General features: G+C 63.7%; 24 protein-coding genes and 1 tRNA gene. 11 read left to right on the top strand and 14 right to left on the bottom strand.

All coding sequences use genetic code 11. From position 1 onward, the window contains the following. A complete protein-coding gene (locus QM467_RS15770) occupies window positions 1-2,031 on the bottom strand; it encodes an AAA family ATPase (RefSeq protein WP_283367298.1) in 2,031 nt (676 codons plus the stop codon). 82 nt (window positions 2,032-2,113) lie between these two features. Here QM467_RS15770 and QM467_RS15765 point away from each other — a divergent pair, with 82 nt between their 5' ends. Next, window positions 2,114-3,193, top strand: coding sequence for a helix-turn-helix transcriptional regulator (locus QM467_RS15765; protein ID WP_283367297.1), 1,080 nt, complete (start codon window positions 2,114-2,116; stop codon window positions 3,191-3,193). Here the strand turns inward: QM467_RS15765 and QM467_RS15760 are convergent. Then, window positions 3,085-3,468 carry a hypothetical protein gene (locus QM467_RS15760; RefSeq protein WP_283367296.1) on the bottom strand — a complete coding sequence of 128 codons (384 nt, stop codon included), beginning with the start codon at window positions 3,466-3,468 and terminating at the stop codon, window positions 3,085-3,087. The two genes, QM467_RS15765 and QM467_RS15760, sit on opposite strands and share 109 nt — an antisense overlap. Window positions 3,469-3,504: 36 nt before the next feature. Here QM467_RS15760 and QM467_RS15755 point away from each other — a divergent pair, with 36 nt between their 5' ends. Further along, complete coding sequence (locus tag QM467_RS15755; protein WP_283367295.1) at window positions 3,505-3,942, top strand: hypothetical protein; 438 nt, start codon at window positions 3,505-3,507, stop codon at window positions 3,940-3,942. Between the two features lie 16 nt (window positions 3,943-3,958). Here the strand turns inward: QM467_RS15755 and QM467_RS15750 are convergent, their stop codons facing one another. The 4 genes from QM467_RS15750 to QM467_RS15735 all read right to left on the bottom strand — a co-directional run bounded on the left by QM467_RS15750 (window position 3,959) and on the right by QM467_RS15735 (window position 6,719). Next, entirely contained in the window at window positions 3,959-5,272 is a 1,314-nt protein-coding gene (locus tag QM467_RS15750) for a type II toxin-antitoxin system HipA family toxin (protein WP_283367294.1), read from the bottom strand. Window positions 5,273-5,279: 7 nt separating this feature from the next. Beyond that, a complete protein-coding gene (locus tag QM467_RS15745; RefSeq protein WP_283367293.1) occupies window positions 5,280-5,552 on the bottom strand; it encodes a helix-turn-helix domain-containing protein in 273 nt (90 codons plus the stop codon). 406 nt (window positions 5,553-5,958) lie between these two features. Next, window positions 5,959-6,034, bottom strand: a tRNA-Glu gene (locus tag QM467_RS15740). Between the two features lie 16 nt (window positions 6,035-6,050). Beyond that, a complete protein-coding gene (locus QM467_RS15735) occupies window positions 6,051-6,719 on the bottom strand; it encodes a TetR/AcrR family transcriptional regulator (RefSeq protein WP_283367292.1) in 669 nt (222 codons plus the stop codon). 111 nt (window positions 6,720-6,830) lie between these two features. Between QM467_RS15735 and QM467_RS15730 the strand changes: the two genes are divergently transcribed. From QM467_RS15730 to QM467_RS15710, 5 genes are read left to right on the top strand one after another with little or no spacing between them, the layout of a single operon-like run. Next, the gene (locus QM467_RS15730) at window positions 6,831-7,913 is read left to right on the top strand and encodes an efflux RND transporter periplasmic adaptor subunit (protein ID WP_283367291.1); all 1,083 of its coding nucleotides are present in this window, start codon (window positions 6,831-6,833) and stop codon (window positions 7,911-7,913) included. Continuing rightward, window positions 7,910-8,998: an efflux RND transporter periplasmic adaptor subunit gene (locus QM467_RS15725; RefSeq protein WP_283367290.1), complete on the top strand. Its 1,089-nt coding sequence runs from the start codon at window positions 7,910-7,912 to the stop codon at window positions 8,996-8,998. The genes QM467_RS15730 and QM467_RS15725 overlap by 4 nt, the downstream gene beginning before the upstream one ends. Continuing rightward, entirely contained in the window at window positions 8,995-12,057 is a 3,063-nt protein-coding gene (locus QM467_RS15720; protein ID WP_283367289.1) for an efflux RND transporter permease subunit, read from the top strand. The genes QM467_RS15725 and QM467_RS15720 overlap by 4 nt, the downstream gene beginning before the upstream one ends. A gap of 25 nt (window positions 12,058-12,082) precedes the next feature. After that, the gene (locus tag QM467_RS15715; RefSeq protein WP_283367288.1) at window positions 12,083-12,256 is read left to right on the top strand and encodes a hypothetical protein; all 174 of its coding nucleotides are present in this window, start codon (window positions 12,083-12,085) and stop codon (window positions 12,254-12,256) included. A 41-nt stretch (window positions 12,257-12,297) separates the two neighbouring features. Continuing rightward, window positions 12,298-12,918: an SCO family protein gene (locus tag QM467_RS15710; RefSeq protein WP_283367287.1), complete on the top strand. Its 621-nt coding sequence runs from the start codon at window positions 12,298-12,300 to the stop codon at window positions 12,916-12,918. Here QM467_RS15710 and QM467_RS15705 read toward each other — a convergent pair. Continuing rightward, window positions 12,912-13,721, bottom strand: coding sequence for a transporter substrate-binding domain-containing protein (locus QM467_RS15705; RefSeq protein WP_283367286.1), 810 nt, complete (start codon window positions 13,719-13,721; stop codon window positions 12,912-12,914). The two genes, QM467_RS15710 and QM467_RS15705, sit on opposite strands and share 7 nt — an antisense overlap. Before the next feature lie 127 nt (window positions 13,722-13,848). On the opposite strand from QM467_RS15705, the gene QM467_RS15700 reads away from it, so the two are divergent. Further along, the gene (locus tag QM467_RS15700; RefSeq protein WP_283367285.1) at window positions 13,849-15,786 is read left to right on the top strand and encodes a glycosyltransferase family 2 protein; all 1,938 of its coding nucleotides are present in this window, start codon (window positions 13,849-13,851) and stop codon (window positions 15,784-15,786) included. On the opposite strand, the gene QM467_RS15695 is transcribed toward QM467_RS15700, so the two are convergent. Continuing rightward, window positions 15,711-17,390, bottom strand: a complete 1,680-nt coding sequence (locus tag QM467_RS15695) for a lysine--tRNA ligase (RefSeq protein WP_283367284.1) — start codon at window positions 17,388-17,390, stop codon at window positions 15,711-15,713. The two genes, QM467_RS15700 and QM467_RS15695, sit on opposite strands and share 76 nt — an antisense overlap. A 141-nt stretch (window positions 17,391-17,531) precedes the next feature. Here QM467_RS15695 and QM467_RS15690 point away from each other — a divergent pair, with 141 nt between their 5' ends. Both QM467_RS15690 and QM467_RS15685 read left to right on the top strand, forming a co-directional pair. Beyond that, entirely contained in the window at window positions 17,532-17,876 is a 345-nt protein-coding gene (locus QM467_RS15690; RefSeq protein ID WP_283367283.1) for a DUF952 domain-containing protein, read from the top strand. Beyond that, the gene (locus QM467_RS15685; protein WP_283367343.1) at window positions 17,873-18,946 is read left to right on the top strand and encodes a quinone-dependent dihydroorotate dehydrogenase; all 1,074 of its coding nucleotides are present in this window, start codon (window positions 17,873-17,875) and stop codon (window positions 18,944-18,946) included. The genes QM467_RS15690 and QM467_RS15685 overlap by 4 nt, the downstream gene beginning before the upstream one ends. A gap of 92 nt (window positions 18,947-19,038) precedes the next feature. On the opposite strand, the gene QM467_RS15680 is transcribed toward QM467_RS15685, so the two are convergent. Further along, window positions 19,039-19,431 carry a hypothetical protein gene (locus QM467_RS15680; protein WP_283367282.1) on the bottom strand — a complete coding sequence of 131 codons (393 nt, stop codon included), beginning with the start codon at window positions 19,429-19,431 and terminating at the stop codon, window positions 19,039-19,041. Window positions 19,432-19,704: 273 nt separating this feature from the next. On the opposite strand from QM467_RS15680, the gene QM467_RS15675 reads away from it, so the two are divergent. Continuing rightward, window positions 19,705-20,307, top strand: coding sequence for a DUF938 domain-containing protein (locus QM467_RS15675; protein ID WP_283367281.1), 603 nt, complete (start codon window positions 19,705-19,707; stop codon window positions 20,305-20,307). Window positions 20,308-20,366: 59 nt separating this feature from the next. On the opposite strand, the gene QM467_RS15670 is transcribed toward QM467_RS15675, so the two are convergent. The 5 genes from QM467_RS15670 to QM467_RS15650 all read right to left on the bottom strand — a co-directional run bounded on the left by QM467_RS15670 (window position 20,367) and on the right by QM467_RS15650 (window position 24,782). Next, window positions 20,367-21,404: a glycosyltransferase family 4 protein gene (locus QM467_RS15670; protein ID WP_283367280.1), complete on the bottom strand. Its 1,038-nt coding sequence runs from the start codon at window positions 21,402-21,404 to the stop codon at window positions 20,367-20,369. A gap of 173 nt (window positions 21,405-21,577) precedes the next feature. After that, window positions 21,578-21,925 carry a DUF6460 domain-containing protein gene (locus QM467_RS15665; protein ID WP_283367279.1) on the bottom strand — a complete coding sequence of 116 codons (348 nt, stop codon included), beginning with the start codon at window positions 21,923-21,925 and terminating at the stop codon, window positions 21,578-21,580. Between the two features lie 29 nt (window positions 21,926-21,954). After that, window positions 21,955-22,479 carry a hypothetical protein gene (locus tag QM467_RS15660; protein WP_283367278.1) on the bottom strand — a complete coding sequence of 175 codons (525 nt, stop codon included), beginning with the start codon at window positions 22,477-22,479 and terminating at the stop codon, window positions 21,955-21,957. Window positions 22,480-22,610: 131 nt separating this feature from the next. Next, window positions 22,611-23,285, bottom strand: coding sequence for a response regulator (locus QM467_RS15655; protein WP_283367277.1), 675 nt, complete (start codon window positions 23,283-23,285; stop codon window positions 22,611-22,613). 279 nt (window positions 23,286-23,564) lie between these two features. Then, complete coding sequence (locus tag QM467_RS15650) at window positions 23,565-24,782, bottom strand: SAM-dependent methyltransferase (protein WP_283367276.1); 1,218 nt, start codon at window positions 24,780-24,782, stop codon at window positions 23,565-23,567. Window positions 24,783-25,361: the final 579 nt, after the last annotated feature.

Raw genomic sequence — 25,361 nt, 5'->3', positions numbered from 1 at the left:
CTAGAATCCAATCCTGATCTTTTTCCCTCCCGGCTTCGCTGCCACCTCTGCTTCCAGCCAACGCGCCAGCCGCAGGGAATCGCGTTCGCCCAAAACCTCCGCCTTTCGCGCAACAACGGCAAAATCGCCGGGGGTCAAACGGTCAAGCTTGAGGATAGACCGCGGCGCCTCGATTCCGAAAGCCCGAAAAAAGGCTGTGGCGATTTGTCTCTCGTCCATCGGCAGGAAGCGGATCTTGAAGAGGAAACGCCGCGCGGTGGCCGGGTCGAGCGCGTCGGCCGCATTGGTCGTGCAGGCGAAGGGCAGGGGGTGCCGCTCCATCCAGGTCAGCATTTCGTTGACTTGCGTGACCTCCCAGGAATAGCGCGCGGCGGCGCGATCGCGCAGGAGCGAGTCCGCTTCGTCGAGGATGAGAAAGGCGCCGAGATCGGCCGCCTCCTCGAAGGCGGCGGCGATCGCCTTCTCGGACGCGCCGAGATAGCAGGAGATGATATCGGAATAGCGCTTTTCCAGAACCTCGAGCCCCATCTCCTTCGCAAGGAAGCGCGCATAGGCCGATTTGCCGGCACCGGGCGGCCCGGAAAGGCAGAAGGAAAGCGCCCTGGATGGCGCCGCCTTGATCTTCTCTGCCAAGGCCCAGAGATCGACATCCGCCCGGTTCAGCGCCGCGTCAAAGGCGATCGGCGTCGGCGCAGCGGGCGCCGGCGAATGACCCATCGCCTTCATGCCGCCATCGAGGATCTTCAGCGCATCCTCGCCCGTGCCCTTGATGCGCGCAGCGGAGGAGATTGCGTTTTCGATCAAGGCCGGCGCGGCGGGGACATGCGCCAGTTTGCCGACAGCCTGCTGGTCGAGCGCAAAATCGTTCCGCGCCGCGACTCTTTCGACGATCGTGCGACGGATCGCCTCGCCAGGCTTCGGGAACCGGATGACCAGATTCATGCGCCGGATGACGGCGGGCCCGAGCCGGGACAGGTCGTTCGTGATCCAGATCGTCGGAACCCGCACCCTCTCGACAAGGCGGTTCATGAAGACTTTCGAGCCATGACGCGTCGAGGCGTCGTCCTCGTCGACGCCCGCGAACAGATCGTCTGCCTCGTCCACGACGAGGATCATCTTGCCTGCGGCTAGGCCCAGCTCGTTGGCGATGATGAGCGCGGCGACGCGTTCGCGCCGGTCGGGCTCGGATTCACGGTCGTCCTTTTCGCCGACGAAATAAACGTCGTGACGGACACGGGCGCCAAGCGTCCGTGCGAACTCGCTCTTGCCCGTACCGGGCGGGCCGTAGAGCAGGATATTCGCGCCACGCGCGCCGGTGCTGGAGGCAACGAGGCGGGCCGCCAGATCAGTTTCCGCGCCGATGTGGTCGAAATCATCCCAAACAAGGGAAGCGGCGTCCGATGTTCCGAGGAGCAATTCGCGAACTTCCCTGGCGCGAAGCCGAGGAACGGAAAGAAGCCTCTCGACCACCTCGGTCAGGCGCATGTTGTCGCCGTGGTCGAGCTGGATCAAGCCGAATTGCTTGAGAAGGCCGCCATTGCGCAAGCCGACGGTCGGTGTCTTCGGGGGAAAGAATCGCCGCAACTCATTGAGATCGAAGGCCGGCTCCACGGAGCGGTAATTCAGCTGGTCGTTGCCGGCCGCGACCAATTCCGCGCACGCAGAATTTTGCGCAAGTCGCGTCAGCAGGCCAAGAACGACCCTTTGCGCCGCTTGCAGGCCGCAGCTGTCGGCAAGCCATTCGATCCGCTTTTGAAGCTTCGAAGGCGGCGGCGCAGGGCGAGCGCCCCGAGCGAGAACCTCGGCTCGCCAGGACCTCCAGACGCCGGTCGCCTCCCTCGCTTTCATTCCGAAGCCAAGGAGATCGGTCTTGTCATCCGGCAATTGCACAGGGGGAAGCCCCAATGCCCGGCCGTGTGACTCGATCCACAAATGGATGTCAGCGGTTGGACTGGGGGGCTTTTCAAAACTCTTGATCCGCAGTAGTGCGCAAAAATATTGGAGAACCGCCCAGCGTTCGTAGGAATGCATCATTTTCTCCTGCTTGACAGGACGATTTTATGCGGGATGAATACGTCAATATCGGACGTTGAATTGTGATTTGGATATTTCGATGCGTTTCGACAAAGCCGAAAAAATTCTCTATCTGGCGCAGCTACTCGCCAGCAATTTCGACGGCCTTACGCTGGATGACATATGCGAGCGTCTCGACGTGAAACGGCGGACCGCGGAGCGAATGCGGGACACGGTTGAGACAACCTTTGGCGCGCTGGACCACATTGAGGATGGGCGCAAACGCCGGTTCCGTTTGACGACGCGCGGCCTTGGCAATTTCGCGACAATTCCGACCGTCGCTGAGCTTACGGAACTGGAGAACGCAGCGCGCGCCTTGGAGGCGTCACAGGCGCCGGATCGCGCGAAATATCTCCATTCGCTGCGTGCGAAGATTGGCGCCAGCCTTCGCGAGGACGACCGCCGGAAACTGAGCCGCAATGTCGCTGATCAATTATGTTTTGAGACGCTGGCCTGCCAGGTCGGCCCGCGCCCCGTACAGGACCCTTCCGTGCTGTCGGCCTTGCGAGAGGCGATGTTAGGCGGAAAGAAGATCAGGTTCTATTATCGGGACGAGGAGGGCAATCGTCGGTGGCGCAAGGTCATTCCCTACGGCCTGATTTTCGGGCCGAGATATTACCTCGTCGCTAGCATCAAGCCGGGCCCGGATCCCTTCCTGTATCGGCTGGATTTGATTGACGACGTCAAGGTGACGGATGAGCTGGGCGTCCGGCCGGAAATTTTCGATCTGAAAAATTATGCCGAACGTTCCTTCGGAGTCTTTCAGGAGGAGCCGCATGACGTGGTCTTGCGCTTTGAGGCGTCAGCGGCGCGAGATGCGCGCGGATATCTTTTCCACCCATCGCAAACATTGACGGATGAGCCGGACGGCGCCCTTGTTGTGCGCTTCCACGCAGGCGCCTTGTTGCAGATCGTTCACCACCTGCTCACTTGGGGGCCGACTGTCACGATCGTTGCGCCGCTCCGATTGCAGGAGATCATGTGCGAGCAGGTGAAGGCGCTGTACCGACATTATGTCGAAGAGCCAGCTTCAACCGGCTCGAAGCGTCTTCCGTCGACGCGATATTCGACGAAGTCGTCGTCGCAGAAGACGCCGATCACCAGCGAAAGCAGTTCCTGAAAATAGGGGCTGCCGGCGGCGTTTTCGCTGGGGTCGAAGATCGGGGCCACCAAAACCGCCGTCACGATCGCAGGCTCGCCATAATCCGGAAACTTGCGGTTTTTCAGCCCCGGTTTCCACATCACGAACTGGCCTTTGGCAAAGACGTTGTACTGATCCAGCCGGCCGGCCAGTTCCTCAAGCATGCGCATGTGAACCACCGCTGGATCGTCCGCTTCAGGCGCCTCGGCTAAATGAAGCGCAGGAAACGTCCGGTCACTTTTCTTGTCACGCATTCGGTTTCCCCAAATGTCCTGTCAATGGAAATGAACATGCCGGACACAAGCGACAAAATTGGACGCAATAAGCCGAGCGACGAGCCGCATGTCGGCATTTTCTGGATGATCCTGACCGCAACCGGAACACGTCTGCTTGCCGCTTCCTGTCCGCTGTCCGAGGCCGAGCCCTATGGCGATTGCCGCACCTACGGCCCCGGCCATTATGAGATATGGGGAAACTGGCGCCGATCACGCGCTTTGGAGCCTACTGTGCGGGCTGTGGCCTGCGACTATGAATATGAAGACTGGCCGCGTGGCCGAATTGTTTTCGACGCCCCGGCGGATCACTTTGTTCTTTATGCTGACCGCAAACTCATGAATGACGCGGCTATCAAGGAAATCTGCGAGCGGTTCAATATTCGTCCAAAACGTGTGTCGGTTGCCGGCGACCCGCACTATCGTAGCGGGGAAAGGATCAATGGCAGCGGTTGAAGGGCGAGCTGACGCGTTAATTCGACTCGGCATCCATCGTGACGCCGCCATCGTCTTCCGTTAGGTTGTCGCCTTTCGTGATTGACGATCCAGCCAGTTGCCGCAAAAGGCGACGGCCCCTCTTTTTTGCCTCGTGGCAGGCCTGTTCCATAATGGGGTGTCCGCCAGCAGGCATGGAAGCAACAATGCCGAGCGCTTCATCGGCATGTTTTTTGACGAGGCCGCAGATTGCTTCGACACGTTTGACGGTCCGCGCAGGACTCAACCCGATTTCCTTCGCGAGCGCTTGCCAGTCGGCCCCTTGCAAATTAGCGGGATCGCGTTGGCTGTTTATGGCCTGTGGCAACAACTTGGTCACCCGCGGCCAAACCAGGCCAGACAAGACGTCGTAAATCGGGGCAAGTTTCGTCGTGCCGCCCGCGCCGATCAGGATCGCGTAATTTTTCGCATGCGCGTCGGAATTCCCGACCGCAACATTGAAGATCAGATCGTCGAGCAGAGAGAGGCGCGCACCTGGCGAAATGCGCTCAGCGACGGCATTGAACAATTGCCGGAGCCCCGGCCCGATCTTTTCGCCCATTGATCCGAATTCGTACTTGTCCTTGGGAAAGACGCCCAAGGTCTGCGCCAGGTCTTCCTGGTGAATTCGGCCGACACCATGCGGTGTCATCTGCCGATCGAAGCGCTCAACCAGAAGGTAGGAACGCGCACCGGCGACGCCGGTCGTAACCCGCGCCGCGTCAAGACCGACCAGGCGAGCCAGCGTGAGGCAAAAGGCCTCGTTTTGAACGCTGCCTGGAAGCCGCCTGATATCAGGCTTCAAGATATGGGTCGACGCCGAGCCATTGAGTGGGATGGCGATTTCACCGTCGACGAGAACGACGCCGAGCTTCTCCTGGGCGCCGGCCAATGACATGGAAACGCCTTCGTCACCGACAAGGAAGGGCCTGTGTGGCAATTCTTCGATGATCCGCTCGAGCTGCGCCTCCCCGCCGACAATGCGGCTTTCATTGCAGTCGCCGCGCGGCGCGCCAATGGATATCGCTCCTGCGGTATCGCGACCCATTCGGCGAATTAGGCCGATGACGTCCTGCGGCGAAACGCCGATCAGCTGGCCAATTTCGCTAAGATGCGACTCGGGCAGCAGGTTGGCGAGCCAAGGCAGGATTTTTTCAGCGCCGTAGGCCTCGGCGACCAGGGGCATGGAAAGTGAGATCGGAAATGCGTTGGGGCGGGCAAGCCAGGCGGGATCGTAGGCGAGTTCGATCCCTGCGGAACCCTCGCGAAGCGTGGCGACCCGGAAGTCTTCAAAGAACAGATCGAGCGTCATCGGCGCCTCAGAAACGAGGCAACGCGCCGAGCGGATCGTCGCGATCCTCATCAGCCTGTGAACGCTTTCCCTCGACCGCGGCGAGATCGCCAAGGTGGACGCCAAGTTCGAGCGCGGCGGTGAGCGCCTTGCCGAGCTGGCAAGTGGACTTTCCACCCTCCAATTCGACGATGAAACGCCGGGCCACGCCGCAGCGCGCGGCGAGTTGGTCCTGAGTCAGGCCTTCAGCGCGCCGGCGCTCACGGATGAGACGGCCGAAATCTTCAGCGTTGCGCAGCATGGGGGCCTCGAGTTACCGATCGATCACAAATTGAGACCAGAGCCTATATGTTCCCGATCGGGAACGTCAACCTATATTGCGCCAATTGTACCCGTTCGGTAACATAATTCGATTAAAAATGCTCGGATCGCCCGCGACCACGAAGTTCTCAAGTCCATTTGGTGGGATCGCGCCGCTAGCGCGTTCGCAGTCGAGGCCTTTTCCGGGACCGAAGCCATAAGCAGAATCGGCAATTTACGCCTGCCAAAGCCCGGTTCTTCGTCGCCGGCTAGGCGGCCCTCGGCGGCCTCCAAAAATTGGTCGCCCGGACACTGGAGAACGCCAGCGAACGCCGACGGATTCTTCCCAAAAGTTTCCCAAAAACGGCTTTTTAAGCCGCCCGAAAAACCTAAGTTATTGATTTTATTGGCGCTCCCTAGGGGACTCGAACCCCTGTTTTCGCCGTGAGAGGGCGACGTCCTAGACCGCTAGACGAAGGGAGCAGCGCGGAGAATCGTTCTATATCGGGGCTAGGCCGCCGCCGCAAGTCTTTCCCGCCAACAAGTTTTCGCGCGCCGCTGGCGTCAACAGGCCATTGAGCAAAAGGTCGGCGTGCGCGGCGATATAGGCCTCGTCGTCGATCTCGAGACTCTGGTCGAAGATCAGGCGCATCAGGGTCAGGAAAACCGAGGGCGCCACGACGATTTCGGCGCCATGTTTCGCGATCTCGGGGCGGAATTCGCCGCTTGCTATGCCGGCAGCGAGCAGATCGGAGACCATGCGCATCGCCGGCGCGAAAAAATCCCGGTAATGGTGCTCCACAAGCTGCGGGAAGCTCTTGCCGTCCGACACCATGAAGCGAATCATTTCGCGCCCGTAGCGATCCCGCGCGCAGCGACAATACATATAGACGAGATAGGCCTTGAGCTTTTCGGCGCAACTGCCTTGCGCCGCCGCGAGCATGGCGCCCGCGTCCGACAGGATGTCCTGCGAGAAATGATCCACCATTTCCTCGAAGAGGCGCTCCTTGGTCTCGAAATAGCAATAGATCGCGCCCTTGGTGACCCCTGCGCGCGCGGCGATGTCCTCCATGCGCGTGGCGGCGAAGCCGCGCTCGGCGAAGGCGTCGAAGGCGGCTTCGAGAATTTCTCCAGGCCTTTGCGCCTTGCGGCGCGCCCGCTCCTTCATCATCGTCTCCTCGCAACCTCATCCTTATTGACTTTCCAGTCAGTCAATAATAATCCTGATACTGGCCAAAAGCCCAGCAAATTCTTCATGGCCCGGTCGCAAGGAGTCTTTATGACGGCACTCCCCCGTCTCGCCGTTCTCCTCCTGGCCGCCCTGCCGCTCGCCGGCTGCGGCGAAACGGCGGCGCCTGCGCCGCGGGCGCCCTTCCCCGTCGTCGCGCAAATCGTGCAGCCGCAATCCTACGACAGCGACATCACCCTGACGGGAACGGTGCGCGCCCTGGTGCAAAGCGAACTCTCGTTCCGCATCAGCGGCCGTGTGATCGAGCGCAAGGCCGACATCGGCCAGCATGTCGGCGCCGACGACATTCTGGCGCGGCTTGATCCGACCGAACAGGAGGCCGATCTCAAGTCGGCGGAGGCCGGACTTGCAGGCGCGCAGGCGACCAAGCGCCAGCTCGACGCCGCCTATGAGCGGCAGAAGGCCCTACTCGCCAATGGCTACGCCACCCAGGCGGCCTATGACCTCGCGGAGCGGGCGCAGCGCACCGCCGCCGGTTCGCTCGACGTCGCCCAGGCGCAGGTCGCGACAGCGCAGGACGCCCTCTCCTATACTTATCTGCGCGCCGGCCATCCGGGCGTGATTACGGCGCGTAACATCGAAGTCGGCCAGGTCGCGCAGGCCGCGCAGATGACCTTCGTGCTGGCGCAGGACGGCCCGCGCGACGCGGTCTTCGCCGTTTATGAGTCCGCCTTCTCCCGCAAGCTCAGCGCGCCGCAAATTTCCCTCGTCATGGTCGGCGACACGTCCGTGAAGACGTCGGGCAAGATCCGCGAAGTCTCGCCCGTCGTGGACGCCAAGACCGGGACGGTGCAGGTGAAGGTCGAGATCGATCCCAACGGCCCGGTCCTGCCGCTCGGCGCAGCTGTCACCGGCGCGGGAAGGCTCCGCCTCGACGACGTCGTGATTCTTCCGTGGACGGCGATGAGCGCGAAGGATGGCAAGCCCGCCGTGTGGATCATCGATCCTGCCGACAAGACTGTCCATCTGCGGGCGGTCGACGTCGCGCGCTATGACAAGGAGCGGATCGTCATCGGCGGCGGGCTCAAGCCCGGCGAAAACGTCGTGATCGATGGCGGCAAATTCCTGCGTGAGGGCCAGAGCGTCGCCCCTCGTCAGGCGGAGCATTCATGATGGCCAGGCTTGCGCATTTCCTGCCCGTTCTGCCGCTGGCCCTCGCCGCGGCGCTCACTGGCTGCGGCAAGAAATCGGAGCCGCCGCCCCCACCCCGCCCGGCGATCACCCTGCTGGCGGAGCCCAGCCCCGCCTTCGACATGGTGCTGTCCGGCACGGTCGAGCCGCAGGTGCAAACGCCCTTCGGCTTTCGCGTCATCGGCCGCATGATCGCGCGCCCGGTCAAGGTCGGCGACCGCGTCGAGGCGGGCCAGACTCTGGCGGCGATCGATCCGCTGTCGCTCGAAATGGCCGCTCGCGCGGCGACCGCCAATCTCGCCAGCGCCCGCGCGCAATTCGACAACGCCAGTTCGACGGAAGCCCGCCAGGCGGCGTTGCTCGAAAAGAAGACCACTTCGCAGGCCGCCTTCGACACGGCCGAACAGGAGCGCGCCGCGGCCCAGGCCAACATGACGCAGGCCGAGGCCAATCTCGCCAAGGCGCGGGAGCAGCTCTCCTACGCCATCCTGAAAGCCGATTATTCCGGCGTCGTGACGGCGACCTCTGCCGAAGTGGGCCAGACTGTTTCACCCGGCCAGGCGATCGTGACGCTGGCCGAACCGACCCGGCGCGACGCGGTGATCGACGCCACCGACACCATTGTCGACGCCTTGTGGCTCGGTCAGAAATTCAACGTGTCGCTACAGATCAATCCGGCCGCGACCGTTTCGGGAGCCATTCGTGAAATCGCGCCTGAATCCGATGCCGTGACGCGCAGCCGGCGCGTGAAGATCGCTCTGGACAACCCGCCGGATTCCTTCCGCATTGGCGCCACGATCTACGCCCGCCTCGCCAATGAGGCCAGCGCCGCCATCCGCATTCCGGACTCCGCGCTGCTGCGCGAGGGCGACAAGGCGCGCGTCTTCGTGGTCGATCCGGCGAGTTCGAAAGTAGCGCTGCGCGATGTCGAGATCGCGCCAGACCGCGAGGAAGGGCGCTGGATCGTGCGCGCCGGCCTTCAACCCGGCGAACGGATCGTCACCGCCGGCGTCCACCGCCTCAAGGAAGGCGAAGTCGTGCGCATTTATGGGAGCGAAGCGCCTTGAGCCCTTTCAACTTGTCCGACTGGGCGCTCGATCGCCGCTCACTGATCTGGTATTTCATGCTCGTCTTCCTGCTGGCGGGCTTTTTCTCCTATCTCAAGCTCGGCCGCGAGGAAGACCCGAACTTCACCATCAAGACCATGGTGATCCAGGCCAGCTGGCCCGGCGCCACCGCGGACGAAGTGACGTTGCAGGTCACCGAACGGATCGAGCGCAAGCTCGAAGAGCTTGAATCGCTCGATTTCACCCGCTCCATCACCACCGCTGGCGACACCATCGTCTTCGTCAACCTGCTGCCGACGACCAAGGCGCGCGATGTGGAGGGAATCTGGGTCCGCGTGCGCAACATGATCGCGGATATCAAGGGCCAGTTTCCGGCGGGCGTTCAGGGGCCCTTTTTCAACGACCGCTTCGGCGACGTGTTCGGCAACATTTACGCTTTCACGGCCGATGGACTGTCGCTGCGGCAATTGCGCGACCAGGTGGAATTCGCGCGCTCGCAGATCCTCACCGTTCCAAATGTCGGCCGCGTCGATTTGATCGGGGAGCAGAACGAAGCAATCTATCTGGAATTCTCCACCCGCAAGGTCGCCGCGCTCGGCCTTGATCTGCAAGCGATCACAAACACGCTCGCGGCGCAGAACGCGGTGACGCCGTCTGGCTTCGTACAGGCTGGCCCGGAACGGATCGCCGTGCGGGTGAGCGGGCAATTCACATCCGAGGAAAGCCTGCGCGCGATCAACCTGCGCATCAACGACCGCTTCTTCCCGCTCACCGACGTGGCGACCGTCCGGCGCGGCTATATCGATCCGCCAACCAAATTGTTCCGCTATAAGGGCGAGCCGGCGATCGGCCTCGCCATCGGCATGAAACAGGGCGCCAATCTGCTGGAGTTCGGCGCCGCGCTGGAAAAGAAGATCGAACATATCAAGTCGGATCTGCCGGTCGGCGTGGATGTCTCTCGCGTCTCCGACCAGCCCTCCGTGGTGGACGAAGCCGTGTCCGGCTTCACCCGCGGCCTGTTCGAGGCCGTGATCATCGTGCTCGGCATCAGCTTCATCAGCCTCGGCTGGCGCGCGGGCCTGGTGGTAGCCATCGCCATTCCGCTGGTGCTCGCCATCACCTTCCTGGTCATGCGCACGACCGATATTTCCTTGCAGCGCATCTCGCTCGGCGCGCTGATCATCGCGCTCGGCCTGCTCGTCGACGACGCCATGATCGCGGTCGAAATGATGGTGGCGCGGCTGGAGGCCGGCGACGACCTGCGCACCTCCGCGACCTATGTCTATACCAGCACCGCCTTCCCCATGCTGACCGGCACGCTGGTGACGGTGGCGGGCTTCATCCCGGTGGGCCTCAACAGCAGCGCGGCGGGCGAATTCACCTTCACTCTGTTCGTCGTCATCGCCGTTTCGCTGATCGTGTCATGGTTCGTCGCGGTGCTGTTCACGCCCTTGCTCGGCGTGACCCTGCTGCCGGCGCAGATGAAAGGCCACCACGAAACGGGCAAGGGCTTGTTGGGCCGGGGATTCGACCATGCGCTCGACTTCTGCATGAACCATCGATGGCTGACGATCGGGGCGACGCTCGCCGTGTTCGCCCTTTCGATTTTCGGAATGGGCTTCGTGCAGCAGCAATTCTTCCCCAGCTCCGACCGGCCCGAACTCATCATCGACTGGAACCTGCCGCAGAACGCCTCGATTCAGGACACCAACGACCAGATGGCCCGTTTCGAGCGCGAAATTCTGGCCAGCGATCCTGATATCGATCACTGGTCCACTTATGTCGGCGAGGGCGCCAAGCGCTTCGTGCTGTCCTTCGACGTTCAGCCGGCCAATATCGCTTTCGGCCAAATGGTCATCCTGACCAGGAGCATCGAGGCCCGCGACAAACTGCGCGCGAAATATCAGGCCTGGCTGCGCAACGCCTTTCCCGGCACGGACGCCTTCGTCCATCTGCTGGATATCGGGCCGCCGGTCGGCCGCCCCGTGCAATATCGCGTCAGCGGGCCGGACATTGGCAAGGTGCGCGATTACGCCCAGGCGCTCGGCAATATCGTCGCGAAGAATCGTCATCTCGGCGACGTGACCTTCGACTGGATGGAGCCGGCGCGCATGGTCCGCGTCAATGTGCTGCAGGACAAGGCGCGCACGCTCGGCGTGTCGTCGCAGGACATCGCCACGACCCTCAACAGCATCGTCAACGGCGCGACCGTGACCCAGGTGCGCGACGACATCTATCTTGTCGACGTCATCGCCCGCGCCCGCGACGACGAGCGCGCCTCTGTCGAAACGCTCCAGAACCTGCAATTGCCCGCCGCCAATGGCCAGTCGGTGCCGCTCGCCGCCGTGGCCAATTTCACCTATGGGCTGGAGCAGCCGACGATCTGGCGGCGCTCGCGCCTGCCGACGATCACGATCAAGGTCGCGGTCAGCGACAGCGTGCAGCCCGCGACGGTCGTCAAGGAGCTGGCGCCGGAGGTGAAGACATTCGCCGAGACGCTGCCGCCGGAATACAAGGTCGAGGTCGGCGGCGCGGTCGAGGAAAGCGCCAAGGCGGAGGGCCCGATCAATGCGGTCATGCCGCTGATGCTGTTCATCATGGCGACGATCCTGATGATCCAGCTTCAATCTTTCAGCCGCCTGTTCCTGGTCTTTGCCGTCGCCCCGCTCGCCATTATCGGCGTCGTCGTGGCCTTGCTGTCGAGCCATTCGCCGATGGGCTTCGTCGCCACGCTCGGCGTCCTGGCCCTGATCGGCATTCTCATCCGCAACTCGGTCATCCTGATCGTCCAGATCGAGACCTTGCTGAAGGAGGGCGTCGCGCCCTGGGACGCCGTGCGCGAGGCGACCCAGCACCGCATGCGGCCCATCATGCTCACCGCCGCCGCCGCGACGCTGGCCCTCATCCCGATCTCGCGCGAGATCTTCTGGGGTCCGATGGCTTATGCGATGATGGGCGGAATTGTGGTCGGCACGGCTCTGACCCTGCTGTTCCTGCCGGCGCTCTATCTGGCCTGGTTCCGCATCAAGCGGCCGGAGCAGGCTGGACATACGGCCTGACGCGCGCCATTTAGGGGATTGCGCCTTGACGTCGGGGCGCAATCACCCGCAGGGCTCGACGATGGCGCGTGACCAAATCTGGCTCTGGCTGGCGGGCGGACTGTCGGTCCTTCTCGCCGGCGCCGCGCTGGCGCTCTGGGCGATCTACGGGCCGCTGGTTTTCGTCAGCGCTCTCAACGCCGCCTGGACTTGTTTCTAGTAAAGTCCTGGACCTGCTTATAAGAAAGTCTCGGGAAGATCATGGCCGCGACCAAGGACGCCCCCTCCACCCGGCCGCGCACGCTGATCTGGCTTCTAGCCGGCGTCGCGGCGGTCCTCGCGTTGTCCGCGGCCGGCCTTTCCCTGCTGACGCCCGAAAAGCCGGGCGCGCCCGCGCCTGCCGCCATTGGCGGGCCCTTCGTTCTGGAGACCGGCGAGGGCCGGAAGGTGTCCGACGCTGACCTGCGCGGCGCGCCCTTCCTGGTCTTCTTCGGATACAACCACTGCCCCGACGTCTGCCCGACGACCCTGTTCCAGATTTCCGAGATTTTGCGCGCGCTGGGACCTGACGCGAAGATCAAGGCCCTGTTCGTCACCGTCGATCCGGAACGCGACACTCCGCAACTGATGCAGGATTATGTCGGCAGCTTCGACCCGCGCATCATCGGCCTGTCCGGCGACCGCGCCGCGATCGACAAGGTCATGGCCGAATATCGCGTCTATGCCCGCAAGGCCCCCGGCAAGGCGGGCGAATATTCAATGGATCACAGCGCGCTGGTCTATCTGATGGACCGCAATGGACGATTCCTGCGCGGCTTCAACATCGAGCGCGCGCCGGAACAGGCGGCGGCGGAGCTGCGCTCCACGCTCGCGGCTCAGTAAAAGCCGATCGGAAAATATTTCAGATAAAGCTCGGTCAGCGCGCCGCGCTCGTCGAGGCTTTGCAGCGCCCAGTTGAGGCTGCGCCTCAGGGTATCGTCGTCGGGCCGCAGGGCGATGCCGACGCCCTCGCCAAAAAAAGCAGGTTCGAGATAAGGCCCGCCCTGGAACCGGCAACAGTCGCCGGAGCGCGGATCATTCATCCATAGCGCGAGGCTGACCGCGTCCCCGAAGGCGAGATCGATGCTCTTGTCGCGCAAGGCCGCCATCATCGCGGCGCGGTCGGGGAAGCTCCGGATCGTGGAGCGGGCGAAAAAGACCTTCAGATAGGCCTCATGCGCGCCGCCCGCCTCGACGCCGATCGTCGCCTGCCGCAAGCCCTCGGGCCGGGCGTCAAACTCCTTCGCGCGGGCGAGCGACACGAAACGGGCGGGCGTGAGGTAATAAGGCGCGGTGAAACTGACCCGCGCCCGGATCGCCGGCGTCTCGCGCAGCGAGGCGACGATAGCGTCGCCCTCTTTCGCTTCGAGCGCATCGAGCAGATTGTCCCAGCGGCGCGGCTGAATCGTGCAGTTGACCTTCAATTCCGCGCAGATGGCGCGCGCGAGGTCGATATTGAAGCCCGCCAGCGCCCCGTCGGCGTTCAGGAATTCGAAGGGCGGATAATCGTCGGATGTGAGGAAGCGGATCTGCTTTGGCGCGTCGGGACCGGGCGCCGCGGGACGGTTATGGGGATCGAACAGGCTCGGCAGGAAGACGTCCGGTCCCTGCCCCGCGGCCTGGGCCGGGAAAGCGGCAAGTTGCAAAACCGCCAGAGACCAACGGCAGAGCCAAAATAGCTTGGCCTTGACCTTGAAGTGTCGGATAAAGAACCCTGCTTGTCGAAAAAAGAAATTGCGCCCGCGCGTGGTCAAGTCCCGTTCCGATCCGCTCATGAGTTCTGGCTCTTTATACCGCAGCGGAGGGAGTTTTGAACCCGCCGATGGCGCTGAATCGCTTCCCGAAATCGCCTTTCTCGCGGCCGCTGGCGTCGATTCCTCCGTTCTGGCTTACGCGGCGCGGCGGGCCCGCGAACTTGGCGTCGGCGCCGACGAGGTCCTGATCGCCGAGGGGCTGGTCGAGGAGGCCCTCTATTACTCGGCCCTCGCCCGGCGGCTCAACTGCCCCTATGTCGAACGCGCGACCTCGCTCGCGCCGGGCTTCGATTATCGCGCCGCCTTGCGCGCCAGCGTCGCCCGCGCCGATCCGGCGCTTGAGGAGTTCGACTGGCTGATGGCGCCGCGCGGGGCGCAGGTCCGCGCCCTCCTCGCCCTGGGCGCGCAAGGCGGACGGCGGATCGCAATCTGCGCGCCAAAAATCTTTTCCGCGCTCGTTCGCGCCAAGGGCCGGCGCGCGCTTTCCGACGACGCCAGCTTCGCCCTCTCGCGCGCCGATTCCCGCCTCAGCGCCAATGCGCCGCAATTGCGCTGGAGCAATCTTTTCAGCGTCGTCCTCTGCCTCGCCGTGATCGCGGGGCTTTCGGCCTTGTCCCCGGCGCTGCTCGCCGTCGCCTCGCCCCTGCTCTCCATTCTGTTCCTGGGCGGGATCTACATCCGCCTCTGCGCCTTCGCCGCCAGCCTGAAGCCGCAGCGCGGCGCGCGGCCGAGCCTGAGCGAACGCGCCCTGCCGGTCTATTCGATCATCGTGCCGATGTATCGCGAGGCCAGCGTCGCGGCGCAATTGCTGGCCGCGCTCAAGGCGATCGACTATCCCGCCGCCAAGCTCGACGTGAAAATCGTGCTGGAGCACGACGATCTGGAAACCGCCGAAGCCCTGCGCGCCGCCGCGCCGCCGGCCTATGTCGAGATCGTCGTCGCCCCACCCGGCGCGCCGCGCACCAAGCCGCGCGCGCTCAATGTCGCCCTGCCGCTGGCGCGGGGGCGGCTGCTCGCCATTTTCGACGCCGAGGACCGGCCCGAGCCGGGGCAATTGAGGCTGGCCGCCGCGGCTTTCGCCGCCGCCGGGCCGCGCCTCGCCTGCCTGCAGGCCCGGCTCGCCATCGACAACGGCCATGAGGGCTGGCTGCCCTATTTCTTCGCCATCGGCTATGCGGCTTTGTTCGACGTCCTCAATCCGGGCCTCGCCGCGCTCGGCCTGCCGATGCCGCTCGGAGGCACCTCCAATCATTTCCGCACCGACATCCTGCGCCGCGTCGTCGGCTGGGACGCCTGGAATGTCACCGAGGACGCCGATCTTGGCCTGCGCTTCGCCCGCTTCGGCTATCTCGTCGGCGCGATCGAGGCCACCACTTATGAGGACGCCCCGACGGAACTGAACAATTGGATGGGCCAGCGATCGCGCTGGATGAAGGGCTGGATGCAGACGCTGGCGGTCTTCCTGCGCACGCCGCGCCGCCATTACCGCGAGATCGGCGCCGTCCAGACCTTCGCCGCGCTTTGCGCCATGTCGAGCCTGCTGGCGGGGCCATTATTTGGACCCCTCTACGGCCTGCGCCTCGCCCAGGATGCGCTTTCGGGAGAGCTGCTGGCGCCGCAGACTTTCGAACAGTTCACCGTGGCGAGCTTCAGCCTCGTCATCGCTCTGTTCGGGACGCTGGCCTTTATCCTGCCGCCGCTGCTCGGCATGAAACGGCGCGGCATGAAGGCCAATCCGCACCTCCTGCTCGCGCCGGTCTATTTCGCCTTGCTGAGCCTCGCCTCATGGCTGGCGCTATGGGAATGGACGCGCAAGCCCTTCGTCTGGAACAAGACCGCCCATCTTCCCCGCCCGCAAATCCCTCAAGCTGCGGACGCCCCTCAGACGGGGGCGGCGGCCAAAAACTTGCCGGCCAGCGCGTCGGCTATCAAGGCGCGCGTATTGTCCACGCCGTAAAGCGCCACGAAGGAGCCGAAGCGCGGGCCGCGCGCCTCGCCGAGAAGGATCTGATAGAGCATGGCGAACCAGTCGTTCGACACGCCCGGCTTTTCCGGCGTCGCGCCCTTGGCGGCGAAATTCTGGTAGCGCGGGATCGGACGCGCCACGTCATAGAGCAAGGTCTGGACGTCTTCGGCGCTCGGCCCCGGCGGCAGGGCCGCGAGAGCCGTAGAAAGCTGCTCCAGCGCCTCGCGCTCCACCTCGTCGGCGGCGCGATAGACCTTTTTGGGCCGCACGAAATCGCGGAAATAAACCACGGCGTAATGGATCATGCGGTCGAGGCGCGGGAATTTCTCCGGCGTCGCCTCGGGCGCGTAACGGCGCAGGAAGCCCCATAGCACGGCAGGGTCCTCGCTATTGGCCACGGCTGCAAGATTCAGCAGCATGCCGAACGAAATAGCCGCACCCTTGGCGTCCGCGCCATGGTGGATGAATTCGGGCGGCGGCGGATCGCCGGCATGGATATGCCAGGCCGGATTGCCCAGCCGCAATTTCCAGTCCTGACGCGGATAAGCGTCGAGGAAGGCGAGATATTCGTCCACCGCCTTGGGAATGACGTCGAAATAGAGCCGCTTCGCCTCGCGCGGCTTCCAATACATGAAGAAGGCCAACGATTCCGGGCTGGCGTAGCGCAGCCATTCGTCAATGGTCAAGCCATTGCCCTTGGACTTCGAGATCTTCTGGCCGTTCTCGTCGAGGAACAGCTCGTAATTAAAACCTTCCGGCGGCGCGCCATCCAGCGCGCGGGCGATCTCGCTCGACAGCTTGACGGAATCGATCAGGTCCTTGCCGGCCATTTCGTAATCGACGCCGAGCGCGCACCAGCGCATCGCCCAGTCCGGCTTCCATTGCAGCTTGCAATGGCCGCCCGTCACGGGCGTCTCGAAACGCTCGCCGGTCTCGGCATCGCGCCACGCGACAAGGCCGCGCGCGACGTCGATTTCGTCGAGCGGAACCTGCATCACATGGCCAGTCCGCGGATGGATCGGCAGGAAGGGCGCGTAGGAAGCGGCGCGCTCGGCCCGCAGCGAGGGCAGCATGATTTCCTGGATCGCGTCATAGCGCGCGAGCATTTTCAGCAGCGTCGCGTCGAATCGACCGGACTGGTAATATTGCGTGGCGGAGGCGAATTCATAGTCGAAGCCGAAGGCGTCGAGAAAGGCGCGCAGCCGCGCGTTATTGTGTTCGCCGAAGCTCGGATATTCGCCGAACGGGTCCGGCACCTGGGTCAGCGGCTTGCCGAGATGCGCGCCGACCAGCTCCTTGTTGGGAATGTTTTCCGGCACCTTGCGCAAGCCGTCGAGATCGTCGGAAAAGGCCAGAAGGCGCGTGGCGATCCGGCCTTCGGTCAGCGTCTCGAAGGCGTGGCGCACCATGGTCGTGCGCGCGACCTCGCCGAAGGTTCCGATATGGGGCAGGCCCGACGGGCCGTAGCCGGTTTCGAACAGCACTTGTTTCTGCCCGGTGCGCTCCACCCTGGCCACGAGCTTCTTCGCCTCCTCGAACGGCCAGGCGTTCGATTGGCTGGCGAAAGCGGCGAGTTGGGATGCGATCTCGTTCATTCCTGGATTCCCCGCCTTCATTCCCCGACGGGCGCACCGCCGTTGCTGTTCTTTCGGAAAGGTCCGCTTTTAGCTGTTGAGCGCCGCTGGCGGAAGGGCAAAAAAAATGCTGTAAATCGGCCGGTCCCGGGGGAGACGCATTTGGCGCTGATTTACAAAATCCTGAACGCGGAAGTCTGGCGCGCGGCTGTTGCGCGCGGCGCTTTCGAGGGTGCCGGAATCGATGTCGCCGATGGCTATATCCATTTCTCGACCGCAGCCCAGGTCGAGGAGACGGCGGCCCGGCATTTCGCGGGTCAGGACGATCTCCTGCTCGTCGCGGTCGAAGGGGAAAAGCTCGGCGACAAGCTGGTTTATGAAGTTTCGCGCGGCGGCGCGCTGTTCCCGCATCTTTACGCGCCCTTGCCCACAGCTCTGGCGAAATTCGCGCTTCCCCTCAACCGCCGCGCCGATGGTGCGCTCGATTTTGCCGGACTGGTGGAATAATGGGCTTTTTCGATTCCCTTGCGCTTCCCCTGCTGCATTCCATCGACGCCGAGCGCGCGCATCAGATGACGGTCTTTGCGCTGGAGCGCATGCCGCTGCCGCCATTGCCGACGGACGACGGCGTTCTCGCGCAAAACGTCTTCGGGCTCGATTTCCCCAATCCGCTCGGCATGTCGGCGGGCTTCGACAAGGACGCCCGCGTCCCGGACGCCTTGCTTCACATGGGCTTCGGCTTCACGGAAGTCGGCACGCTGACGCCACGCCCCCAGCCGGGCAATCCCAAGCCGCGCCTGTTCCGGCTCCATGAGGATCGCGGCGTCGTCAACCGCTTCGGCTTCAACAATGGCGGGCATGCCGCGGCGCGGGAGCGCCTGTTGAAGCGCAGCGGCAGAGGCGGGATCGTCGGGGTCAATATCGGCGCCAACAAGGATTCCACCGACCGCGCCGGCGATTATGTCGCCGGGATCGAGGCCTTCGCCGATCTCGCCTCGTTTTTCACGGTGAATATTTCGTCGCCCAATACGCCCGGCCTGCGCGACCTGCAGCAGGCGGCGGCGCTCGATGACCTGCTCGCCCGCGTGCTCGACGCCCGCGACGCCTTCGCCGCGAGCGGACCGCGCCGCCCGGTGTTGCTGAAGATCGCGCCGGACGTCGCCCTCGCCGATCTCGACGACATCGTCCGCGTCGCCCGCGCGCGCGGCGTGGACGGCATGATCGTCTCCAACACCACGATTTCGAGGCCCGACACGCTGCGCGACGACGCCCGCAAGGAAAGCGGGGGACTTTCCGGCGCGCCTCTGTTCGCGCTCTCGACGCACATGCTCGCCCAGACTTTTGCGCGCGTCGAAGGGCAATTCCCGCTGGTCGGCGTCGGCGGCGTGGATTCGCCCGAGGCCGCCTGGGCCAAGATCGAGGCCGGCGCCACCCTCATCCAGCTCTATTCCGCGCTGGTTTATGAGGGCCTCGGGCTGGTCGACCGGATCAAGGACGGGTTGGTCGAGCATTTACGCGCGCGAAAATTGCGGCAAATCGGCCCGGCGGTGGGCAGCGGCGTCAAGGACTGGCTTTAAGCGCGGCCAAGGCGTCGCCAAACCTCAACGCAAAAAAAGGCGCGGCAAAAAATCCGCCGCGCCTTTTTCATTCCAAAACTGCCGCTCGGGCCTTACTTGACCAGATCGTTAAGGGCGACGCGGTCGAGCACCGTGGCCTTCATCGCCTGCGCGCCGTTCAGGCAGTCGAACTGGACGAGCTTGCCTTCCGCCGTGTCCAGACGGGCGGGCTTGTCGACGTCCACCGTCAGCTGGACGCGCATGGACGCATTGGCCGACGGCGCACGATCTTCGCTATAGGCGTCGGCGACGATCACGTTCAGCTTGCAGCGGCCGTCGGCTTGCGAAAAGTAACCGCCGAGCTGCTTGGAGCCGACGTCGAGCATGATGCCCTGATAAGGCTTGACCGTACGAACCATCGTATCTTCAGCGGCGGCGAAGCCGGCCGAAGCGACGAGGCCGGCGGCGGCGAGAATGACGGCGGTGAGGCGACGTGCTTTCTGCATTGTTCGATCCCTTCGAAATCTCTACATCCGATTGGATGAGCCGGTCAGTCCGCGTAGCCGGACCTCCGGTCGGCGCCGCGCGAGGAGCGACGTCTATACTAAGGTCTATGATATTGCAGTGCAGCACGAATTTTGCAGTGCGAAAATTGCATAGCTGAGCCGCATGTCGCGCATGGAGCGCAGCAAGGCGCGGACCAAACGGGCGTTTCGGGCTGATTTCGCTTTGCGATCAACGGTCTCCCAAATGAGCGGCCTCTCGATTATGAAGGATCCATGATCGATCCCCGCCTCCATGCTCCCGCCGTCGCCCGCAATCGCGACGCCATTCTCGAGGTTCTGCGCGGCATATTGCCGACAAGAGGGCTCGTGCTCGAAATCGGCAGCGGCTCCGGCGAACATGCCGCCCATTTCGCCGCCGCCCTTCCGCGCCTGACTTTTCAACCATCCGACATTGATCTGAACGCGCGGGCGAGCATCGACGCATGGGCGGCCAGGAGGCGCTTGCAGAACGTCCATGCCGCCGTCGCCCTCGACGCCGCGCGCCCGCCTCGGCCGGTGTGCTGGGCCGACGCCATCCTCTGCATCGACATGCTCCACGTCGCGCCCTGGGCTGCGACAGAAGGCCTGTTTTATCAGGCTTATGACTTGCTCCAGCCAGGCGGCGCGCTTTATCTCTATGGGCCGCTTCTGCGCGAGGGCGTCGAGACAGCAAGGAGCAATCTCGCTTTTGACGCCAGACTGCGCGCGCAAAATCCGGAATGGGGATTGCGCGATCTGGCCGCAATCACGGCGGCGGCGCGCGCCAACGACTTTTCCGCGCCGGCCATTGTCGAAATGCCGGGCGACAAATTAAGCGTGACCTTCCGACGAATTTAGGCGCCAGCGCGGCGCACCTTTCTAGGCATAGACCCGCCGCGCAAGCGCGGCGCACGTTTCTAGGCGTAGACGCGCCGCGCAAGCGCGGCGCTTCTGGCGCGAATGACGTTGTCGATGAACAGGCGCGCGCTCTCGGGCCAAGTATAGCGCGCGGCGTGGACGCGGCACGCCTCGCGCGAGAGCGCCAGGGCCCCGAGGCAGGCCGCGCGCAGATCCTCGCTCAAGACGCCGATGCGCGGATCGGTGACGACGTCCAGCGGACCTGGCACAGGAAAGGCCGCGACTGGCGCGCCGCAGGCCAGCGCCTCGATCATCACATTGCCGAACGTGTCGGTGCGGCTGGGAAAGACGAAAACATCCGCCGCCGAATAATAGCCTGCAAGCTCGTGGCGCGCTTTCACCCCGACGAAACGGGCTTTGGGAAAACGCTCCTGCAGCAGGGGCCGCGAGGGGCCGTCGCCGACCACGATTTTCGACCCCGGCAGGTCGAGGGCGAGGAAGGCCTCGATGTTCTTCTCCGGCGCGACGCGGCCGCAATAGAGAAAGAATGGGCGCGGCAGGCCGGCCAGTTCGCGCGGCAATTCATCGATGGGGCGGAACAGACTCTGGTCCACGCCGCGCGGCCACAGCATTGGCGGCTGGAAGCCGCGCGCGGCGAGATCGTCGGCAAGGGTCTGGGTGGCGACCATGAGGCCCGCGCTGCCGGCATGGAACCGGCGCAGGGCGGCATAGGACCAGGCCGCGGGAATAGGCCAGCGCGCCTCGACATATTCCGGGAAGCGGGTGTGATAGGAGGTGGTGAAGATTTCGCCGTTGCGCGGGCACCAATAGGTCGCTGCGACGCCGAGCGGGCCTTCGGTGGCGATATGGACGTGATCGGGCCGATGCGCGCGGATCAACTCGCCGACCGCCTTGGCGCTGGTAAGGGCGAGCCGGATTTCCGGATAGGACGGCGCCGCGATGGTGTGGAACTGGTCCGGGCCGATCACCACGAATTCATGGCCGAGCTTTTCGCCCGCCGCGATCAGGTTCGAGAGCGTCACGACGACGCCATTGACCTGCGGACGCCAGGCGTCCGTGACGATGCAGATCTTCATGAAGGGCGCCCCCCGGAAGAGAGGCGCGGAAGGCGCCGGCTGCGGCCGGCGCCGCGACGCAATTCAATCTCGGGTTCGCCATGGCTCATGCAGCCCCCGTAGCAATTCGATGTGACCGATTTAATAAAAAACCGGCTCGCCCGTTCGAACGTGTCAGGAAACGGCGAAAAGCCTCAGTTCTTGCCCCGCATATTGAGCAGCCGAAGCGCCAGCCAGACCGGAAGCACGATGGCCGCGCCCGCCGCCAGATATTCCGCGATGTCTCGAATCGCCTCGAAGCCCATGTTCCAGAAGCGCTCGACGATATGGCGCAGGCCGACGAGGACGTCGATGGGTCGGATATCGAGCCAGATCAGGAAAAAGCCGACGATCAGCGAGAGAAAGAGCAGGCGCACCGCGACCGAGGACGGCGATCCGCCGAGAAAACGCTCCAGATCATTCGGCTCGCGACGTTGCGCCGCCGCGAGATCGGACTCGCGGGGCTCGAACGGATGGCGCGCCGGGCTGTTGTTTTCGGTCATGGCGGTCTTCTCGCAGGAAAAGGATCGGTTCAGAGCGTGGAGGGCGGCGTCTTTGAGCCTGAGTCTTTGGCGCCGGGATCGCGGAACAATTGCATCATCCTGCGCATGAAGCGTTCGGCGCGGTCAAGCGCACGGTCGAAACGGCGCTCCTCCTCGACCTCGGCCGCTTGCGGCGGGGCGGGCGCAGCGGCTTTCAATCGCTTGTTTTCGCTCGCGAGCCGGTCGATCTCCGCCTCAAGCGCGGCGCGCTCGTCGGCGCTGGCGCGGCACTGGACCTGGCCGGACGCCAGAGTGCAGAGCGAAACCTGCCCGGTGCGGGTGTCGAGCCGCAAGAAACCGTCTACGGTCGGCGTCATGGCGAAACGGCCATTGGCGGAGTCGGCGGCGTCAGAAGTCGCGGCGGCAGCCCCCGGCGGAGCATCAGCAGGCGCCGCCGCGGAAACAGGCGCTGGCTCTGCGCGCGCCGACAATGTTGTTGCGGCGAGCCCGAACGCCAGCAACGCCGCCATCGGCGCGACGCCGCGCCGGAAGGTCTCAGCCTGGGCTTTCCTCATGCTCGCGCCTTTCCGGCCTGTTCGCGCCAGCCTTGCGGCCCGGCGTCCAAAGCGGAAATCGGGCGCCGGCGGGACGAATTCCCGGCTTGAAATAGGCTGCCGCAGGCCCGGCGCCAGAGGATGGCCGAAATTTAATCGCCCATCGCGCCGGCTGAAATATCGCTCATCGCCTCGATGCGGGCGGCGGCGATCACGGCCTGGGTGCGGCTTTCGACGCCGAGCTTTTGCAGGATCGCCGAGACATGGGCCTTCACGGTCGCCTCGGACACCGAAAGCTCATAAGCGATCTGCTTGTTGAGCAGGCCTTCCGACAGCATCATCAGCACCCGCACCTGCTGCGGCGTCAGCGAGGCGAGACGGCGCACGCTGTCAGCCGTGTCGCGATCGACCGGCCCGTTCAGATCGACGTCGGACGGCGCCCACAGATCGCCCGCGAGAACGGCGCGGATCGCCGATTGCATCGTCTCCATGTCTGTGCTCTTCGGAATGAAGCCGGATGCGCCGAAATCAATGCACAGGCGAATGACGTTGCGTTCTTCGCGGCCGGACACCACGACGACCGGCACGCCCGGATATTGCGCGCGCAACATCATCAGGCCGGAATAGCCGCGCACGCCGGGCATGGCGAGGTCCAGCAGGATGAGGTCGACTTCCGAATTGGCCTCAAGGGCCTTGGTCACGCCTTCAAGCGCGCCGCACTCGACAATTTCCGCCCCCGCCACCGCGTTGGCGACAGCCTGTCGCAAGGCTCCCCGAACCAGAGGGTGATCATCTGCGATCAAAATACGCGTTGTCTGATGCTCCACTCTTCTCACCTCAGGCACGAGACATTATCTCCAACCAGCGCTGGCGCGCATCGGCCGGAACAACACTTGTCAATTGTACTTCTTTCATTTCTATACTCAAGTCGAACAGCCATAAAGGAGAATTTTCATCCTGCAAAGGTTGCAAAAGAGAGGCCGATCACTCCTTTCGCATCTGCGGAAATTCTTTTTTGCGCCGCAATGAATGATGCGGAGCGGCCGATCCGGGCCAGCGCGACGACTCGCAAGAATGCGCTCTTGATATCACGATATGAGGGGTTGTCACTTTTCCGGGGCCGCGCCCATGTCGCGGGCGCGGCTGAGCTTTTGGCCGCCGGAGCCGCGCCTTTCCCCCGCGGCCCGCAGCTCCGTCTCCCGGTGGAAAAGATAGTCCCGCGTGATCGGCAAGGCGTCGAATTTCCTGACGAGCTGAAATTGGAGGACGACGCATCCCTCGTAGCGAAAGGCGCATTCCGAGGCGGAGAGATAGAATTCCCAGATCCTGCAGAACCGCTCGCCAAAGATAGCGCGCGCCTCGTCGCGGTTCGCCTTGAAGCGAGTTCGCCAATGTCGGAGGGTCAGCGCGTAATGGTCGCGCAGAACTTCCAGGTCCGCCACGGCGAGACCGGCGCGCGCGAGCGATGGCGCAATTTCCATCAGGGCCGGAATATAGCCATCCGGGAAGATATATTTGCGCAACCAGGAGCTTGTCGGCGCGGGGGTTCCCAAATGGCCGATGGTGTGGATCAAGGCGACGCCATCTTCCGCCAGCAGTCCGGCGACCCGTGTGAAAAAGGCGTCGTAGTTTCTCGGGCCGACGTGCTCGAACATGCCGATTGACACCACCCGGTCGAAGCGCCCCTCGACTTCGCGATAATCCTTGAGCGCGAATTGAACCGCGTCCGTCACGCCTGCGGTTTGCGCCCTTTGCCTGGCGAGCTGGAGCTGCTCGCGCGCCAGGGTCACGCCGAGGACTTCGGCGCCGCAGTTTTCTGCGAGATAAAGCGCCAGTCCGCCCCAGCCGCAACCGATATCCAGAACCTTCTGGCCGGAGGAGAGCGCGAGCTTGGCGGAGATATGGCGCTTCTTGGCCAGTTGCGCGTCCTCGAGGCCGGCGGCTGGCGTCTCGAAATAAGCGCAGGAATATTGCAGGTCGTCGTCGAGAAACAGCCGGTAGAACCGCGCGTCGAGATCGTAATGATGGGAGGCGTTGGCGCGGGCGCGGACCGGCGCGACGCCGGGGCCCAACCTTTGCCACAGGCTCTGCAGCCTCCGCTGCACGGTCAGAAGTCCCGGGCCTCCGGGGGCGACAATGTTCCTCGCGCCCAGCGCCAGCAGGTCATAGAGATCGCCCTGGGTCAGCTCGAACCGCCCATCGGCGTAAAGTTCGCCCAGACCCATTTCGGGATCGCGGAACAATTCCCATTCGGCGGCCTTGTCCATGAACCGAAGGCCGCAGAAAGGCGGCCCGCCGTCGCCGACGATATAGGCGGGCCCCATGGACGGGCGGATCTCCAACGATCCCTTTCGAATGAGCCGTCGCAAAAAATGTCGAAGCAACCAGGACATGGCTTGACTGGACCCTCCGGAGCAAAGCCGACAATCGTCGTCGAAGATGGGGTTGCCCGGTTTCGAATTCACGAGATCGCGGTCCAATCCGCCGATTTTGGCGGATGGAACTCTTAGAATTCATTTCAACTGGCGCGCGTTCCCGAAGCTTTTGCCGCAATTTCAGCCGTTTTGGGCGGAACCGCGCCGCGTCGGCGCCAAGGTCCTAATCCGTGAAACTTGCCAATGCCGAAAAAAACGCCAAAAGTGATCCAGCGCAAGGAAGCCGCCCACCGTTCCATGGTTTGGTGTCCCATCCGGGGAAGCGTTCGCCCTTGCCGGAAGATGCAATCAAGTTGCGACAAAGTGACGCTCGCCGGAGCGAAAAAAAGCCTGTATAGCAGGCCGTCGCTTGAGGGAATGTTCAGCCGCGACGGGGCGCGCCCGCGCGGCGCGTGGGGTCCAGAGGACAGCGAAGATGCAGTATCGGCAGATTTTCGAAAATGCGATCGGCAAGCTCAAGACTGAACA

Source organism: Rhodoblastus sp. 17X3 (assembly GCF_030056575.1).
Classification (GTDB): domain Bacteria; phylum Pseudomonadota; class Alphaproteobacteria; order Rhizobiales; family Beijerinckiaceae; genus Rhodoblastus.
The sequence above is the reverse complement of the archived record's forward strand: the minus strand, read 5'-3'. Positions and strand labels throughout refer to the sequence as shown.